Here is a 13,928-nt window from a genome sequence, read left to right as displayed (position 1 = left end):
CGAGCTGTGATCCTGCGGCACGGCCTCGGCATTGGTCTACACCTGACCGTCGTCGAGGATGACCGAACGGCTCAGGTGGCGGGGTTGGTCGGGGTCCAGGCCCCGGCGTACCGCGATGGCCACGGCCACCCGCTGCACGGTGATCAGGTCCGCCATCGGGTCCAGGTCGCTGGTGCGGAACAGCCCTCCGGTGGCGGCCACCTGCTCGGCAAGGCCCTGCGGTGCGGTGCCGAACATCCAGGCCACCCGCCCCGGCCCGGTGATGCTGATCGGGCCGTGCCGGTACTCCATCGCCGGGTACGACTCGGTCCAGGCGCCCGCGGCCTCGCGCATCTTCAGGCCCGCCTCCTGGGCGAGCCCGCAGGTCCAGCCGCGGCCCAGGAAGCTGTACTGCTCGGCGCCGACCAGCTCGGCGGGCAGCGGCTCGACCACGGCGCGCTCGGCGTCGCGCACCGCGGGGCCCAGGTCCTCGCCGAGGCTGGCGCGCAGCAGGGCGAGCGTGGTGGTGGCGAACCGGGTCTGCACCACGGAGCGCTCGTCGGCGAAGTCCAGCACGACCAGCTGGTCCGCGCGCCGCACCACGGGGGTGTCCGGGTCGCCGATGACCGCGACGGTGGGGATCCGCCCGCGCACCTGGTCGAGCAGGTCCAGCACCTCGGTGGTGGTGCCCGACCTGGTGATCGCCACGACACGGTCGTAGGCCCTGCCGAGCGGGAACTCGGAGGCCGCGAACGCGTCGGTCTCGCCCTGACCTGCTGATTCGCGTAACGCCGCGTAGGACTGGGCGACGAACCAGGACGTGCCGCAGCCGACCACCGCAACGCGCTCGCCGCGCGCTGGCAGACTGTCCGGGTTGAGCGAGGCCGCTCGACGCCAGCAGTCCGGCTGGGTGGTGATCTCGGTTTCGACGAAGAACTGTTCTGGCACCAAGACCTCCGAGGGCGAGCGCTGCCGAATGCTCATTACTGCGTCCAACCGAGCATAATAGTGCACTATTGAGCACTGGGAGGTCGAGCATGAACCGGTACGAGCGGCTCAACATGCTGCTGGAGCTGCTTGCCGAACGCGGCAGGGTGGATGTCGACGACATCGCCGAGGAGCTCACGGTCTCGGCCGCCACGATCCGCCGCGACCTGGACCACCTGGCCGAACAGCAGCTGCTCACCAGGACCCGGGGCGGGGCCGTGGCGCACGCGGTGTCCTACGACCTGCCGCTGCGCTACAAGTCGGTGCGGCACGCCGACGACAAGCTGCGCATCGGGCGCGCGGCGGCCTCGCTGGTCACCAGGAACACCGTGGTCGGCTTCAACGGGGGCACGACCACCACCGAGGTGGCCCGCGCGCTGGCCACCCGGCCCGACCTGCACACCAGCGACGGGGACACGGCCGTCACGGTGGTCACCAACGCGCTCAACATCGCCAACGAGCTGGCCGTCCGGCCGCAGATCAAGCTGGTGGTGACCGGCGGGGTGGCCCGCCCGCAGTCCTACGAGCTGGTCGGCCCGCTGGCCAGGCTGATCCCCGACGAGCTGACCCTGGACGTGACCTTCCTCGGCGTGAACGCGCTGGACCCGCAGACCGGGGCGAGCGCGCACAACGAGGGCGAGGCCAACATCAACCGGCTGCTCGCCGCGCGCGCCGCGAAGGTGGTCGTGGTGGCCGACTCCTCCAAGCTGGGCGCGAGCGCCTTCGCCAGGATCTGCCCGATCGAGGAGATCAACGTGCTGGTCACCGACGCCGAGGCGGACGAGACCGTGGTGCGCGCGTTCGAGGAGCGGGGCATCGAGGTGCTGCGCGTCTGAGCCGCGCCGGAGCGGGACTCGGGTGCGGCACAGCGGGACTCGCGGTCCAGGGAGCGGGACTCGGGCGCGCCTGGCCGGGACTCGCGGGCTGGTGGCCGGGACTCGCGTGTGCCAGGGCGGGACTCGCGGGGGTCAGGTGCCGGCCATGAGTTTCTGGAGGGCGTCGAGGGCGCGGCTGGCGGTGGATTTGACGGTGCCCTTGGAGATGCCGGTGGCCTCGGCGATCTCGGCTTCGGACAGGTCGCCGTAGTAGCGCAGGACCAGGACCTCGCGTTGGCGGGGTGGGAGCTTGGCCAGGGCGTTGACCACGGCCTGGTGTTCGGCGGTGAGCATGGCCAGGGACTCGGCGGAGCGGGCGTTGGCGGTGTGCGGTGGGGTGTAGTCGCGGGCGGTCTTGCGGCGGCGCAGGACCGAGCGGCTGCCGTTGACCACGGCGGTGCGTAGGTAGCCGACCGCGGCGGCGGCGTCGCGCAGGGTGGACCAGTTGCGGTGCAGTCCGGTGAAGGCTTCCTGGACCACGTCCTCGGCGGTGGCGGGCTCGTCGACCAGCAGGATCGCCAACCGCACCAGTCGCATCCGGTGCGTGCGGTACAGGTCCTCCAGTGTCAGCGCCGGGGCCGGTGCTGGCTCGGGACCGTCCACCGCACGCAGGTGACTGAGGGTTCGCTCCACACTGCTCGCCTGCACGTCCACGGCGGTGAGAATACCTAACGGGTAAAGTAAGTTGCTTGTCGAACCCCAACTTCTTCTGGAGGTCGACTTGCCCAGGTACGCGGTGGAGTACACCTACGTCGAGGACGTCCCGAAGCGGCACGCCGTGCGTCCGCGGCACCGTGACTACCTGGCCGGTCTGGCCGCCGAGGGCGTGCTGCTCCTCGCGGGTCCGTGGGCGGCCGACGACGGGGCGCTGCTGGCCTTCGAGGCCGCCGACGAGGCGGCCCTGCGCGGCTACCTGGACGCGGACCCGTACAAGGCCGCCGAGGTGATCTCCGAAACCCGGATCACGGAGTGGAACCCGCTGTTGGGTGCCTGGGTGTCCTGAAGCCTGTGGCACCCCATCCCCGGCGGCAGGGAGTGGCCGGGGATGGGGTGTACAAGAACAAGAGGGGCCGGTGTGCTCTGGGACACGCCGCTGCGGAAAAAAACTTCTACTTCTTGCCCTCGAACCCCGCCTGGCCGCCGGGACCGACCGGTCGGGAGGCCTCGGCCCCGCGTGCCGCGATGTCGTCCAGTGCCGCCTGGTCGGCCGCCTTCGCATTGGCCGAGGCCACCGGCAGTGACAGCTGGTTGAGCACCCCGCGCAACGCCTTGAGCCCGACGATCCAGCCGGGCACGTGGATCGCGTGCGCTCGCCTGCTGACGCCCAGCACCACGGCCCTGCCCACGTCGGAGACCGGGTACTTGCGGCCGAGCAGCCCGGGCAGCTTCGAGCGCAGCTTGCCGAACACCGGGTGCGCGTCGGCGCTGTTGACCATGTCCGTGGCGATCCACGAGAAGTAGGCGGTGCCCACGTCGACGCCCAGGTGCCGGACCTCGGCGCGCAGGCTGTCCGCGAACGCCTCGCAGCCCGCCTTGCTCGCCGAGTACGCGGCCATGCCCGGCATGTGCATGACGGCGGCCAGCGAGGACACCACCAGGCAGTAGCCCCGGCTGCGGATCAGGTGCGGCAGGGCGGTGCGCACGGTGCGCCACACGCCGAGCAGGTTGACCTCGATGGTCCGCTCGAAGGCCGCCGGGTCCAGTGAGCGCACGAACCCGGTCGGCGCGACACCCGCGTTGGCGATCAGCACGTCGATGCCGCCGAACCGGTCGACCACCCCGTCAACGGCCAGTTGCAGCGCGTCCCAGTCGGTGATGTCGGCCTCCCACGCGGCGGCGTCGGGACCGCAGGCCTTGGCGGTCTGCTCCAGCTGCTCGCGCTCCAGCCCGACCAGTGCGACCTTGGCGCCCAGCGCGGCCATGCGCTGGGCGACCTCGGCCCCGATGCCCCGGGCCGCGCCGGTGATCAGCACGACCTTCCCGGCCAGCGTGTAGTTCCTGCCCACCAGCGCCTCCTCAGGTTGAAGCCTGTGTGAGCACCGTAGCGGAACTTACCGCCAGTAAGCTACTGGCGAGTTTAGTTTTGTTGGCTAGTTGCCCGCCTTCGTCAGCAGCGTGAGTTCGTCCTCGCTGAGCGACAGCTCGGCCACGGGCAGCAGGTCGGCCAGCTGCTCGATGGTCCGCGCGCTGGCGATCGGCGCCGCCACGGTGGGCTGGGCCGCCAGCCAGGCCAGCGCCACCGCCGCCTGCGTGGTGTCGTGCGCCGCCGCGATCTGGTCCAGCGCGTCCAGCACTGCCAGCCCGCTCTCGGTCAGGTAGGCCTTGGCGCCCTCCGCGCGCGGGCTGTCCACCTCGGCGGCACCCGGCCGGTACTTGCCGGTCAGGAAGCCCTTGGCCAGCGAGAAGTACGGCATCGCGGACAGCCCCTCGCGGGCGACCAGCTGGGCCAGCTCGCCCTCGTAGTGCTCGCGCTCCACCAGGTTGTAGTGCGGCTGCACGGCCACGTAGCGGGCCAGCCCCTCCCGGTCGGAGATCGCCAGCGCCTCGGCCAGCCGGGGCGCGGTGTAGTTGGACGCCGCGATGTAGCGCACCTTGCCGGCCCGCACCAGGGTGTCGAACGCGCGCAGCGTCTCCTCCAGCGGGGTGTTCGGGTCGTCGCGGTGCGCGTAGTACAGGTCGATGTGGTCCGTGCCCAGCCGCTTGAGCGAGGCCTCGGCCGCCGCCGCGATGGTGCTCGAGGACAGCCCGGTGAACTCGGGGTGCATGCCGACCTTGGTGGCCACCACGACCTGGTCCCGGTTGCCGCGGGCGGCGATCCACTGGCCCAGCACCGTCTCCGACTCACCACCGGAGTTGCCGGGTGCCCAGGCCGAGTAGAAGTCCGCGGTGTCGATGAAGTTGCCGCCCGCCGCCGCGTAGGCGTCCAGCACGCGGAAGGAGGTCTCCTGGTCGGCGGTCCAGCCGAACACGTTGCCGCCCAGGTTGAGCGGGAAGACGTCGAGGTCTGAGGTACCGATCTTCGCCATAAGTCGAACATAGCTCGGTACCCGGCGGACTACTGTTGGTGCCTCCACTGGTCGAGGGGGGCACGTGGTGGACACGGACGTCGTTGTGGTCGGGGCGGGACCGGTGCGCCTGCTGCTGGCCTGTGAGCTCCGTCTCGGCGGGGCCGAGGTGACGGTGCTGGAGCAGTTGCCGGAGCCGACCGGGCAGTCCAAGGCGCTGGCCGTCAACCTGCGGTCCATCCAGCTGCTCGACCGGCGCGGGCTGCTCGACCGCTACCTGGCCGCGCGCGACGAACTGGGCTTCGCGGGCTTCCTGGACGACAAGGGCCACTTCGCCGCGGTGTTCGGCCTGGACCTGGCCGGGCTGTCCGAGCAGTTGCCCGGCATGCTCGGGCTGCCGCAGGCGCACACCGAGCGGCTGCTCGCCGAGCGCGCGGGCGAGCTGGGCGTGCGGGTCGAGCGCGGGTGGCGGCTCACCGGCCTCGCGCAGGACGCCGACGGGGTCACCGCGCAGGCCGGGGACCGGTGTCTGCGCGCCCGCTACCTGGTCGGCTGCGACGGCGGGCGCAGCACGGTGCGCAAGACCGCGGGCTTCGCGTTCCCCGGCACGGACGCCGCGATGACGGCCCTGGTCGCCGAGGCCACGCTGGCCGATCCGGACGACGCGCCGCTGGGCTGGCACCGCACCCCGCGCGGCTGGGTCGTGATCTTCCCGCTGCCCGCCACGCCCAGGGTGCGGCTCTACACCTTCCGCTACGACCAGCCCGATCCGGGCCGGTCGCCGGTCACCCTGGACGAGGTGCACGCCACGGTCGCCGAGGTGCTGGGCCGTGCGGTGCCGTTGACCGCGCCGACCTGGCTGTCCCGGTTCACCGACACCGCGCGGCAGGCCGCCGACTACCGGATGGGCCGGGTGCTGCTGGCCGGGGACGCGGCGCACGTGCACTCCCCGTTCGGCGGGCAGGGCCTCAACCTGGGCATCGTGGACGCGGTCAACCTCGGCTGGAAGCTGGCGGCCGTGGTGCGGGGCAGCGCCCCGGAGTCCCTGCTGGACAGCTACCACGCGGAGCGGCACCCGGTGGCCGCCGCGGTGCTGGACAACACCAGGGCACAGGTCCAGTTGATGCACAGCAGCCCCCGCAACGACGCGGTCCGCTCGCTGCTGACCGAGCTCGTCGCGCTGCCCGCGGTGAACCGCCTGCTCGCCGAGCGGATCAGCGCGGTGGACGTGCGCTACGACCTGGGCGGCTCGCACCCGCTGGTCGGCGAGTTCGCGTCCGACCTGGAGATCGTCACCGAACACGGCACCACGCGGCTCGCCGAGCTGATGCGCACGGGCCGCCCGCTGCTGCTCGACCTCGGCGGCGGGTGGACCGCCGAGGGCTGGCTCGACCGGGTCGACCTCGTGGTCGGCCGCTGCCGCGCGGACCTGTCCGGGCTGCTGGTGCGCCCGGACGGGCACGTCGCCTGGGCCGCCGACGGGCACTCCGGCGAAGCGGAGCTGCACTCCGCGTTGACCCGTTGGTTTGGTGAGCCAGTTTGGGCCGTACGGGCGGCGAATTCTGCCTGAACGCACACCCGGATGGGGGAGGTGAATTCGGAGCGTAGGCGGCTCCACTTTCGATCACAGGCAGTCAACTGTGAATGACCCGATTGATACCTGAACGAGCCCTGACATTCGGAAATCGGTAGTTACCGTGTGAGAGGGAGAGCCTGCCAGGGGTGACAGGCTGAGGGTGCGGTGCCGGATCAATCGGTCTTTCTTCGCAGTGGGAGAGCGAGGAAACGGGGGGAGAGGGGTGTTGTGGAAGGTGCTGCACGTGCGGCCCGGTACCGGGACGTCTTCGGGAACGGCGAGTTCCGCTCGCTGTGGTTCGCCGAGCTGATTTCGACCGCTGGCGACCAGGTGGCGCGAGTCGCGCTGTCCTACCTGGTCTACCAGGGCACGGAGTCGGCGGCACTGGCCGCGCTCACCTTCGCCCTGACCATGTTGCCCGCGCTGTTCGGCCCGCTGCTCGCGGGCCTGGCCGATCGGTATCCGCGCCGTCAGGTCATGATTGTGGCCGATGTGCTGCGTGCCGTTCTGGTCGGCTTCATGGCCATCCCCAACCTTCCGCTCTACCTGATGTTTCCCCTTGTTTTCGTCGTCACTTTGGTCACTTCGCCGTCGAATGCGGCGCGCGGAGCACTTCTCGCCGACGTTCTTTCGGGCGATGAGTTGACCGTCGGACAGGGCCTGCGGGGCATGGTCGACCAGGTCGGGCAGGTCGGCGGCTACGCACTCGGCGGTTTCCTGATCGCGGCCTTCTCGGCCAACGGGGCGCTGCTGGGAGACGCGGCGAGCTTTGTGCTCTCCGCATTGTTGATCATCTTCGGGGTGCGCAGGCGCCCGGCCGCGAACGCGGGCGGGGAGCACATCTCGCTGTGGGAGTCGACCCGGCGCGGGGCCGTGCTGGTCTGGTCGGACCGGCAGCTGCGCACGCTGGTCGCGCTGATCTGGATGATCGGCCTGCCGGTCGCGGCCGAGGGACTCGCGGTGCCCTACGTGGCGCAGACCGCGCATCAGGACCCGGTGGCCTCGGGCTGGTTGCTCGCCGCGAACCCGCTGGGTGCCGTGCTGGGCGCGTTCCTGATCACCAAGCTGGCGCCCGCGCTGCGGCTGCGCCTGATGGGGCCGCTGGCCGCGGCCTCCGGACTGCCGCTGCTGGTCTGCGTGCTGCAACCACCGGTGGCGGTGTCCTGCCTGATGTTCGGGCTGTCCGGGGCGGCTGCCGCCTACATGGTGGTGGCACCGCCCGCGTTCATCCAGCGCACCCCGGTCACGGGGCGTGGCCAGGCGATCGGTCTGATGTCCTCGGGGGCCATCGCGGCCCAGGGCATCGCGGTCGCACTGGCGGGGGTCGTCGCCGAGGCAACGGGTTCGGCGGGTGCACTGGGCATTACCGGCGTCGCCACCCTCGTGGTGGGCGCCGCGCTGGCGCTGGCCTGGAAACGGGCCAGCGGTGGGGCGGTGCTCAGTGACGCCTAAGCGGGCCGGTGCTCACCGGCCCGCCGCACGGCGCGAGCGGTCTTCCGCTACGCCGGGGTCCACGACCTCGTCACCATTGGGCGCAACCCCCTCCCGGTCGCTCGCACGGGCTTGTTCGTGGCCAGTCTGCACGCACCACGGTCACAGCGCCAGGGGCCTGATCAGCCCTGATGCGCTTTCGTGGCCTAATCCTACAGAGGGGGTCTCTGATGTTGCGTGAGTTTCTTGCCGTTCGACGCTGGGAAATGTGGACAGTTCCCCGACAGGCGCTGGTGCACATGCTGCTGGTGGAAGCAGTGGCACTCGCGGTGGTGGTCTGGTCCGCGGCGGGTGCCTCCGTCAGCTCCTCGGACCTGCTGGTGCTCTCCCTGCTGATCGTGTGCGCCGTGGTGCACAACGAGATCGCCAGGGGCATCGAGCGGGCTCGCCGCGACATCGAGAACAACGCGCACGTCGACCTCTCCTCGGTGTGGCTGTTCGCCGGGGTGCTGCTGCTGCCGACCGTGCTGACCGCCGTGCTGATCACCATCACCTACGTGCACTACTGGTGGCGCAACCCGCGCATCCCCGTGCACCGCAGGATGTTCGGCATCGCGGTGCTCGTGCTGTCCGCCAGGGCCGCCGAGCTGGTGCTCACCCTGTGCGTCGGCGGGCCCGGCAGCCTCGCGGGCGGTCTGCCGCTGCCGATGGTGGTGGCCGTCGTGGTGCTCGCGCTGCTGGTCTACACCGCCGTGGACGTCGCGCTCATCGCGATCCGCGTCGCCCTGTGCCGCAACCCCGGCGTGACGGTGCGCAAGGTGTTCGGCGACCCCGCCAACCACATGCTGGAGATCGCCACCCTGTGCCACGGCGCGCTGCTGGCCTTCGCGCTGGGCTACCACCCCGCGCTGGTGGTGCTCGCCCTGCCGCAGGTGCTCGTCCTGCACCGGGCCGTGCTGCTCAAGCAGGTGGAGGAGAAGGCCCGCACCGACGCCAAGACCGGGGTCTTCAACAGCGAGGGCTGGCACCGCAAGGCCCACCACGAGCGGGACCGCGCGCTGCGCGCCAAGGACGGCTTCGGCCTGCTGATGATCGACCTGGACCACTTCAAGCGGGTCAACGACACCTACGGGCACGTCGCGGGGGACGCCGTGCTCAAGGCCGTGGCCACCGCGATCAGCAGCGAGGTCCGCGAGTACGACTCGGTCGGCCGCTTCGGCGGTGAGGAGTTCGTGGTGCTGCTGCCCGGCATGTCCGAGCACGACGGCATCGGCGTGGCCGAGCGCATCCGCGAGGCGGTGACCAGGCTGGCGGTGGACGCCCCGGTCAACGGGTCGACCACCACGATCACCAACCTGTCCGCCTCGATCGGCGTGTCGACGTACCCCAGCGCGGGCGAGGACCTGGAACCACTGCTGCTGGCCGCCGACGCCGCCCTGTACGAGGCCAAGAACACCGGCCGCAACCGCGTGGTCAGCTGGGCCAGCCTGGTCAAACCGAGGCTGGCCCTGGCGGCCTGAGGGCTCAGCCGCTGACGATCCGCTTGGCGCCGAAGTAGTCGTTGCCGGACCGCTCGATCGGCACGACCTTCACCACCTCGCCGACGTCGGGGGCGTGCACCACCTTGCCATCGCCGATGTACATCGAGACGTGGTGGATGTTGCTCGCGGTGCCGTAGAACACCAGGTCACCGGGGCGCAGGTCGGCGCGGGCCACAGGGGCGCCCTCGTTGTACTGCGTGGTGGTGATCCGGGTGATGCTGACCCCTGCCTGCCGGTACGCCCACTGCACCAGCCCGGAGCAGTCGAAGCCGGACGGGGTGGTGCCGCCGTACACGTAGGGCACACCGACCTCGCCCAGCGCGGCGCGCACGGCGTTGCCCGCGGTGCCCGCCGGTACCTGGAGCGAGCCGACCGAGTCGCCGCGGTCGGACCTGAGCACGGTCTTCTGCGTGGGGCTGAGCCTGCTGTAGGCGGCCTGGGCCTCCCGCTGCGCCTTCTCGGCATCGGCCTTGCGCTGGCCCAGCTCGTCGGACAGCTGCTGGGCCTTGGCCGCCGCCTCGTCGGCGCGCCTGCGGGCATCGGCCGCGCGGTGATCGGCCTCGCCCGCCTTGTCCAGCGCGGCGCCGAGCTTGTCCATGGCCTCGCGGTTGCGGGTGCTGAGCTGTTCCAACAGCCAGGACCGGTCCAGGAAGTCGCTGGGCGACTGGCCGGTGAGCAGGGCCGACATGCTGTTGAGCTGCGCGCCCTGGGCGGTGGCCGAGATGAATCCGTCCACCTGCTCGCGGAACTTGCCCTGCTCGGCCTGCGCGGCGGACAGCGCCTGCTTGGCCCGGTCCAGCTCCGCACCGGCCTGGCCGACCTCGGCCCGTTTGGCCTTGAGGTCCTCCTGGGCCACGTTGAACTTCTCGCTGACCTCCTCCTGCGCACGGCTGGCCGCCTGCAACTGGGCAAGGGCGTCCGCGGGGGGATCGGCCACAGCGGAGGTGGGGGTCAGGCCGACAACGGCGGCCGCCACACCCACCCCGCACAACACGCGCTTGAACGAGTTCACGATCGGTACTACGCGGGGCGAGGCCGTTCGGTTGAGATCAGTCTGTGATCTCCGCCCCACGCGGGCGGCGGTGGTTGCCCTCGACGACCACGGTGTGCGCACCGCGCCGCTGCGACGTGCGGTTACCAAATGTCCAGTCTGCCCCTGACCCCCGGTTCACCGCTGCTCGTAGGATGCACTCGACACGCCGCCGTGCCTGCCTGTCGCCGCGCGTCCCGAGATCGTCGGCAGGGCCCACAACCCCCGAGGAGTGACGAACGATGCCCATCGCGACCCCCGAGGTCTACGCCGAGATGCTGGACCGGGCGAAGGCGAACGAGTTCGCCTACCCCGCCATCAACGTGACCTCGTCGGAGACGCTGAACGCGGCACTGCGCGGTTTTGCCGAGGCCGAGAGCGACGGCATCGTGCAGGTCTCCACCGGAGGCGCCGAGTTCCTCTCCGGCACCAAGGTCAAGGACATGGTCACCGGTGCCGCCTCGCTGGCCGAGTTCGCGCACGTGGTCGCCGCCAAGTACCCGGTGAACATCGCGCTGCACACCGACCACTGCCCCAAGGACAAGCTGGACGGCTTCGTCCGCCCGCTGCTGGCGATCAGCCAGGAGCGCGTCGCCCGCGGTGAGAACCCGCTGTTCCAGTCGCACATGTGGGACGGCTCCGCGGTGCCGCTGGACGAGAACCTGACCATCGCCGCCGAACTGCTCGACCAGGCCGCCAAGGCCAACATCATCCTCGAGGTGGAGATCGGCGTCGTCGGCGGCGAGGAGGACGGCGTCGCCAACGAGATCAACGACAAGCTGTACACCAGCACCGACGACTTCCTGAAGACCCTGGCCTCGCTGGGCGCCGGTGAGAAGGGCCGCTACCTGCTGGCCGCGACCTTCGGCAACGTGCACGGGGTCTACAAGCCGGGCAACGTCAAGCTGCGCCCGGAGGTGCTCAAGGCGGGCCAGGACGTGGTGGCCGAGAAGTTGGGCAAGCCCGGCAGCAAGCCCTTCGACCTGGTGTTCCACGGCGGCTCCGGCTCGCTGCTCGAGGAGATCCACGAGTCGCTGTCCTACGGCGTGGTGAAGATGAACATCGACACCGACACCCAGTACGCCTTCACCCGGCCCATCGTCAGCCACATGTTCACCAACTACGACGGTGTGCTGAAGATCGACGGCGAGGTCGGCAACAAGAAGGTCTACGACCCGCGCAGCTACCTCAAGGCCGCCGAGCAGGGCATGGCCGCCCGCATCACCCAGGCCTGCGAGCACCTGAAGTCGGCTGGTCGCATGATCGCCGGCTGAGCTGGTCCGCACCACGTCGAGCGCGTCCGGCAACTGCTGGGCGCGCTCGACGCCTGTGGCGGGATCGCGTCAGCAGTGCGCGCACCAGCCCGGCGACCAGCACCGCGCCGACCACCACGCTGTACGAGGCGGCCATGCCCAGCAGCGGCTGGTCCTGGAACGCGCTGCCGCCGAGGAACCCGATCAGCGCGGCCTGGGTGCCCCACAGCGCGACCCCGAGCAGCTCCGGGGGCAGGTACCAGCGCGGCGCGAAGCCCAGCGCCCCAGCCGTGGCCATCGTGGCGAACCGCCCGGCCGGCACGTAGCGCGCGAACACGATGAGCAGCCGCCCACGCCTGCCGAGCTGCTGCTGCGCCCAGGACTGCGCGCGGCGACCGCGCTCGGTGCGCTGGATGCGGGCCAGCACGCGCGGACCGGAGCGGCGGCCCAGCACGTAGCTGATCGTGTCACCGGCGAAGGCGCCCGCGGCGGCCGTGATCACCAGCAGGGCCAGCCGAACCGGGTCCGGGGCGATCAGCACGCCGACGATCACCACCGTGGTCTCGCTCGGCATGAACGGCAGCAGGGCGTCCAGGGTGGCGACCGCGAACACCACCAGCCACAGCCACGGCGAGCTGACCAGCTCGTGCAGCAGTCCGACGAGGTCAAACACGGGCCAGCTCACTGACCGAGGTCCACGCGGCGCGGGCGAGCTCGCGCCGGTTGTCCGCGCGCACCACGGGGTGCGCCGTCACGCGGACGGCCAGGTCGCGGGCGTGCGCCACCCTGGCCAGCGAGCTCAGCAGCGAGTCCGAGCCCAGGTAGGCGGCGACCGTGCTCGGTTGCCCCGCCTGCGTGTAGCGGACGCTCACCGGGCGGACCAGGGCCCCGGCGTCCAGCGCGGCCTGGAACGCGGCGGTGTGGAACCGGCCGGTCCGCCGACCGCACCAGGTGGTCCCCTCCGGGAACACCAGCACCGAACGGCCCGAGCGCAGCACGGCCGCCAGCTCCGCGACCGTGCCGGGCAGGGCGCGCAGGTTGCCCCGGTCGATGAACACGGCGCCGCCGCGACGCGCCATGCCGCCGATCACCGGCCAGGCGGCGACCTCCCGCTTCGCCAGCGGCACGAGCGGTTCCACGGCGTTGAGCGCGATCAGGTCCAGCCAGGACACGTGGTTGGCCACCACCAGCGTGCCCGGTGCCGCGCTGAGCAGCTTCGTGTTGGCGTGCAAGCGGATCCCGAGCGCGTTGAGCACTCGTGACGCCCTGTCCTGGCCGGGGGCCGCCAGCGCGCCGAGCATGCGCACCACCCGGCCCGCCGCGGCCGAGGAGGGCAGCGCGGGACGCTGGTCGGTGACACACCCCGTGTCGCACGGGGAAACGGGCAGCCACTGGTTCATCGGTCCGCCCCCAGGAAGTGGTCGAGGTAGCGCGGGTTGATCCGCTCCAGGTCGAGCAGCACGAACAGGTCGGCGGTACCGAACTCGGGATCGTGCGCGGGTGGGCCGCACACCCAGGCGCCCAGCCGCAGGTAGCCGCGCAGCAGCGGGGGCGCGAGCGCGGCACTGGTACGTCCTGTGTGGACAGTGGGCGGGGTCCACGGGGTGTGCGGGCGGACCCGCATTCCCTGGGGGCTCAGGTGTTTGGCCTCGGCGAGGGCCCAGGTCGCGGTGGCCGCCTCGGGTCCGTGCCGCAGCGGGACCGATGCGCAGCCCGCGAGGTGGCGGTGTCCGGACAGCAGCACGTACCTGGCCAGTGCGGCCCACAACAGGTTGATCACGGCCCCGGTGCGGTGGTCCGGGTGCACGCAGGAGCGGCCAGCCTCGACCAGGTCAGGCCGAATCCCGTGCAGTGCGCTGAGGTCGAACTCCGAGTCCGAGTACAGCCGCGCCGTCCGGCCGGGGCGCAGCAACCGGTACGTGCCCACCACCGTGCCGGTTGTGGTGGCCTGCACCACCAGGTGGTCGCAGAACTCGTCGAACGGGTCGAGGTCCAGTCCGGGCACGGGGGTGCCCAGCCGCACGCCGAGCTCGGCGGTGAACACCTCGTAGCGCAGGCGCTGTGCCTGCCGAACGGTCTCCGCGTCGTCAGCGACCCGGACCGTGTAGCGCTCGACCTCCTGGATCGGCGCGCTGCCAGCGAATTTTCCCATGTGTCCATCGTGGACAATCGGGAAATGCTTGGTAATGCGGAATCTTACCCAATCGTTCGGGGGGTTATCCCCCCACTGCGAACCCGCCGCGCGAACGGA

General features: G+C 71.1%; 14 protein-coding genes. 6 read left to right on the top strand and 8 right to left on the bottom strand.

All coding sequences use genetic code 11. The features are described 5' to 3' along the window. Window positions 1–36: 36 nt before the first annotated feature. A complete protein-coding gene (locus KALB_RS42380; RefSeq protein WP_236650134.1) occupies window positions 37–927 on the bottom strand; it encodes an SIS domain-containing protein in 891 nt (296 codons plus the stop codon). Window positions 928–1,016: 89 nt separating this feature from the next. On the opposite strand from KALB_RS42380, the gene KALB_RS42375 reads away from it, so the two are divergent. Then, window positions 1,017–1,802, top strand: a complete 786-nt coding sequence (locus KALB_RS42375) for a DeoR/GlpR family DNA-binding transcription regulator (protein ID WP_025361755.1) — start codon at window positions 1,017–1,019, stop codon at window positions 1,800–1,802. Between the two features lie 132 nt (window positions 1,803–1,934). Here the strand turns inward: KALB_RS42375 and KALB_RS42370 are convergent, their stop codons facing one another. Continuing rightward, entirely contained in the window at window positions 1,935–2,495 is a 561-nt protein-coding gene (locus tag KALB_RS42370; protein WP_025361754.1) for a SigE family RNA polymerase sigma factor, read from the bottom strand. A gap of 67 nt (window positions 2,496–2,562) precedes the next feature. Between KALB_RS42370 and KALB_RS42365 the strand changes: the two genes are divergently transcribed. Next, window positions 2,563–2,844: a YciI family protein gene (locus tag KALB_RS42365; RefSeq protein WP_025361753.1), complete on the top strand. Its 282-nt coding sequence runs from the start codon at window positions 2,563–2,565 to the stop codon at window positions 2,842–2,844. Window positions 2,845–2,950: 106 nt separating this feature from the next. Here the strand turns inward: KALB_RS42365 and KALB_RS42360 are convergent, their stop codons facing one another. Both KALB_RS42360 and KALB_RS42355 read right to left on the bottom strand, forming a co-directional pair. Then, window positions 2,951–3,847 (bottom strand): SDR family oxidoreductase, encoded by an 897-nt coding sequence (locus KALB_RS42360; protein WP_025361752.1) that lies wholly within the window; start codon window positions 3,845–3,847, stop codon window positions 2,951–2,953. An 84-nt stretch (window positions 3,848–3,931) separates the two neighbouring features. Continuing rightward, the gene (locus KALB_RS42355; RefSeq protein WP_025361751.1) at window positions 3,932–4,867 is read right to left on the bottom strand and encodes an aldo/keto reductase; all 936 of its coding nucleotides are present in this window, start codon (window positions 4,865–4,867) and stop codon (window positions 3,932–3,934) included. A gap of 64 nt (window positions 4,868–4,931) precedes the next feature. On the opposite strand from KALB_RS42355, the gene KALB_RS42350 reads away from it, so the two are divergent. The 3 genes from KALB_RS42350 (at window position 4,932) to KALB_RS42340 (ending at window position 9,373) form a co-directional block, all read left to right on the top strand. Beyond that, window positions 4,932–6,416 carry an FAD-dependent monooxygenase gene (locus KALB_RS42350; protein ID WP_042221412.1) on the top strand — a complete coding sequence of 495 codons (1,485 nt, stop codon included), beginning with the start codon at window positions 4,932–4,934 and terminating at the stop codon, window positions 6,414–6,416. Window positions 6,417–6,650: 234 nt separating this feature from the next. Continuing rightward, window positions 6,651–7,874 (top strand): MFS transporter, encoded by a 1,224-nt coding sequence (locus KALB_RS42345; RefSeq protein WP_025361749.1) that lies wholly within the window; start codon window positions 6,651–6,653, stop codon window positions 7,872–7,874. Window positions 7,875–8,152: 278 nt separating this feature from the next. Beyond that, a complete protein-coding gene (locus KALB_RS42340; RefSeq protein WP_025361748.1) occupies window positions 8,153–9,373 on the top strand; it encodes a GGDEF domain-containing protein in 1,221 nt (406 codons plus the stop codon). Between the two features lie 4 nt (window positions 9,374–9,377). On the opposite strand, the gene KALB_RS42335 is transcribed toward KALB_RS42340, so the two are convergent. After that, complete coding sequence (locus tag KALB_RS42335; protein ID WP_051912928.1) at window positions 9,378–10,406, bottom strand: C40 family peptidase; 1,029 nt, start codon at window positions 10,404–10,406, stop codon at window positions 9,378–9,380. 260 nt (window positions 10,407–10,666) lie between these two features. Here KALB_RS42335 and fbaA point away from each other — a divergent pair, with 260 nt between their 5' ends. Beyond that, window positions 10,667–11,698, top strand: coding sequence for a class II fructose-bisphosphate aldolase (gene fbaA, locus KALB_RS42330; protein WP_025361746.1), 1,032 nt, complete (start codon window positions 10,667–10,669; stop codon window positions 11,696–11,698). Here the strand turns inward: fbaA and KALB_RS42325 are convergent. The 3 genes from KALB_RS42325 to KALB_RS42315 are packed head-to-tail and all read right to left on the bottom strand — an operon-like array spanning window position 11,646 to window position 13,829. After that, window positions 11,646–12,350, bottom strand: coding sequence for a DedA family protein (locus tag KALB_RS42325; RefSeq protein ID WP_025361745.1), 705 nt, complete (start codon window positions 12,348–12,350; stop codon window positions 11,646–11,648). The genes fbaA and KALB_RS42325 overlap by 53 nt on opposite strands. Next, entirely contained in the window at window positions 12,343–13,077 is a 735-nt protein-coding gene (locus KALB_RS42320; protein ID WP_025361744.1) for a lysophospholipid acyltransferase family protein, read from the bottom strand. Before KALB_RS42320 ends, KALB_RS42325 begins: the two co-directional genes overlap by 8 nt. Further along, window positions 13,074–13,829, bottom strand: a complete 756-nt coding sequence (locus KALB_RS42315; RefSeq protein ID WP_025361743.1) for a GNAT family N-acetyltransferase — start codon at window positions 13,827–13,829, stop codon at window positions 13,074–13,076. Before KALB_RS42315 ends, KALB_RS42320 begins: the two co-directional genes overlap by 4 nt. Between the last annotated feature and the right edge of the window lie 99 nt (window positions 13,830–13,928).

Origin of the sequence: Kutzneria viridogrisea DSM 43870 (assembly GCF_000525635.1) — a bacterium.
Classification (GTDB): domain Bacteria; phylum Actinomycetota; class Actinomycetes; order Mycobacteriales; family Pseudonocardiaceae; genus Kutzneria; species Kutzneria viridogrisea.
Note: the sequence above shows the minus strand (reverse complement) of the source record. Positions and strands in the feature narration are given on the sequence as shown.

Excerpts from the sequence above, each read along its gene's own strand:
- fbaA (WP_025361746.1), top strand. The coding sequence starts at position 10,667 with ATGCCCATCGCGACCCCCGAGGTCTACGCCGAGATGCTGGACCGGGCG.
- KALB_RS42340 (WP_025361748.1), top strand. The coding sequence starts at position 8,153 with ATGCTGCTGGTGGAAGCAGTGGCACTCGCGGTGGTGGTCTGGTCCGCG.
- KALB_RS42375 (WP_025361755.1), top strand. The coding sequence starts at position 1,017 with ATGAACCGGTACGAGCGGCTCAACATGCTGCTGGAGCTGCTTGCCGAA.
- KALB_RS42355 (WP_025361751.1), bottom strand. The coding sequence starts at position 4,867 with ATGGCGAAGATCGGTACCTCAGACCTCGACGTCTTCCCGCTCAACCTG.
- KALB_RS42315 (WP_025361743.1), bottom strand. The coding sequence starts at position 13,829 with ATGGGAAAATTCGCTGGCAGCGCGCCGATCCAGGAGGTCGAGCGCTAC.
- KALB_RS42320 (WP_025361744.1), bottom strand. The coding sequence starts at position 13,077 with ATGAACCAGTGGCTGCCCGTTTCCCCGTGCGACACGGGGTGTGTCACC.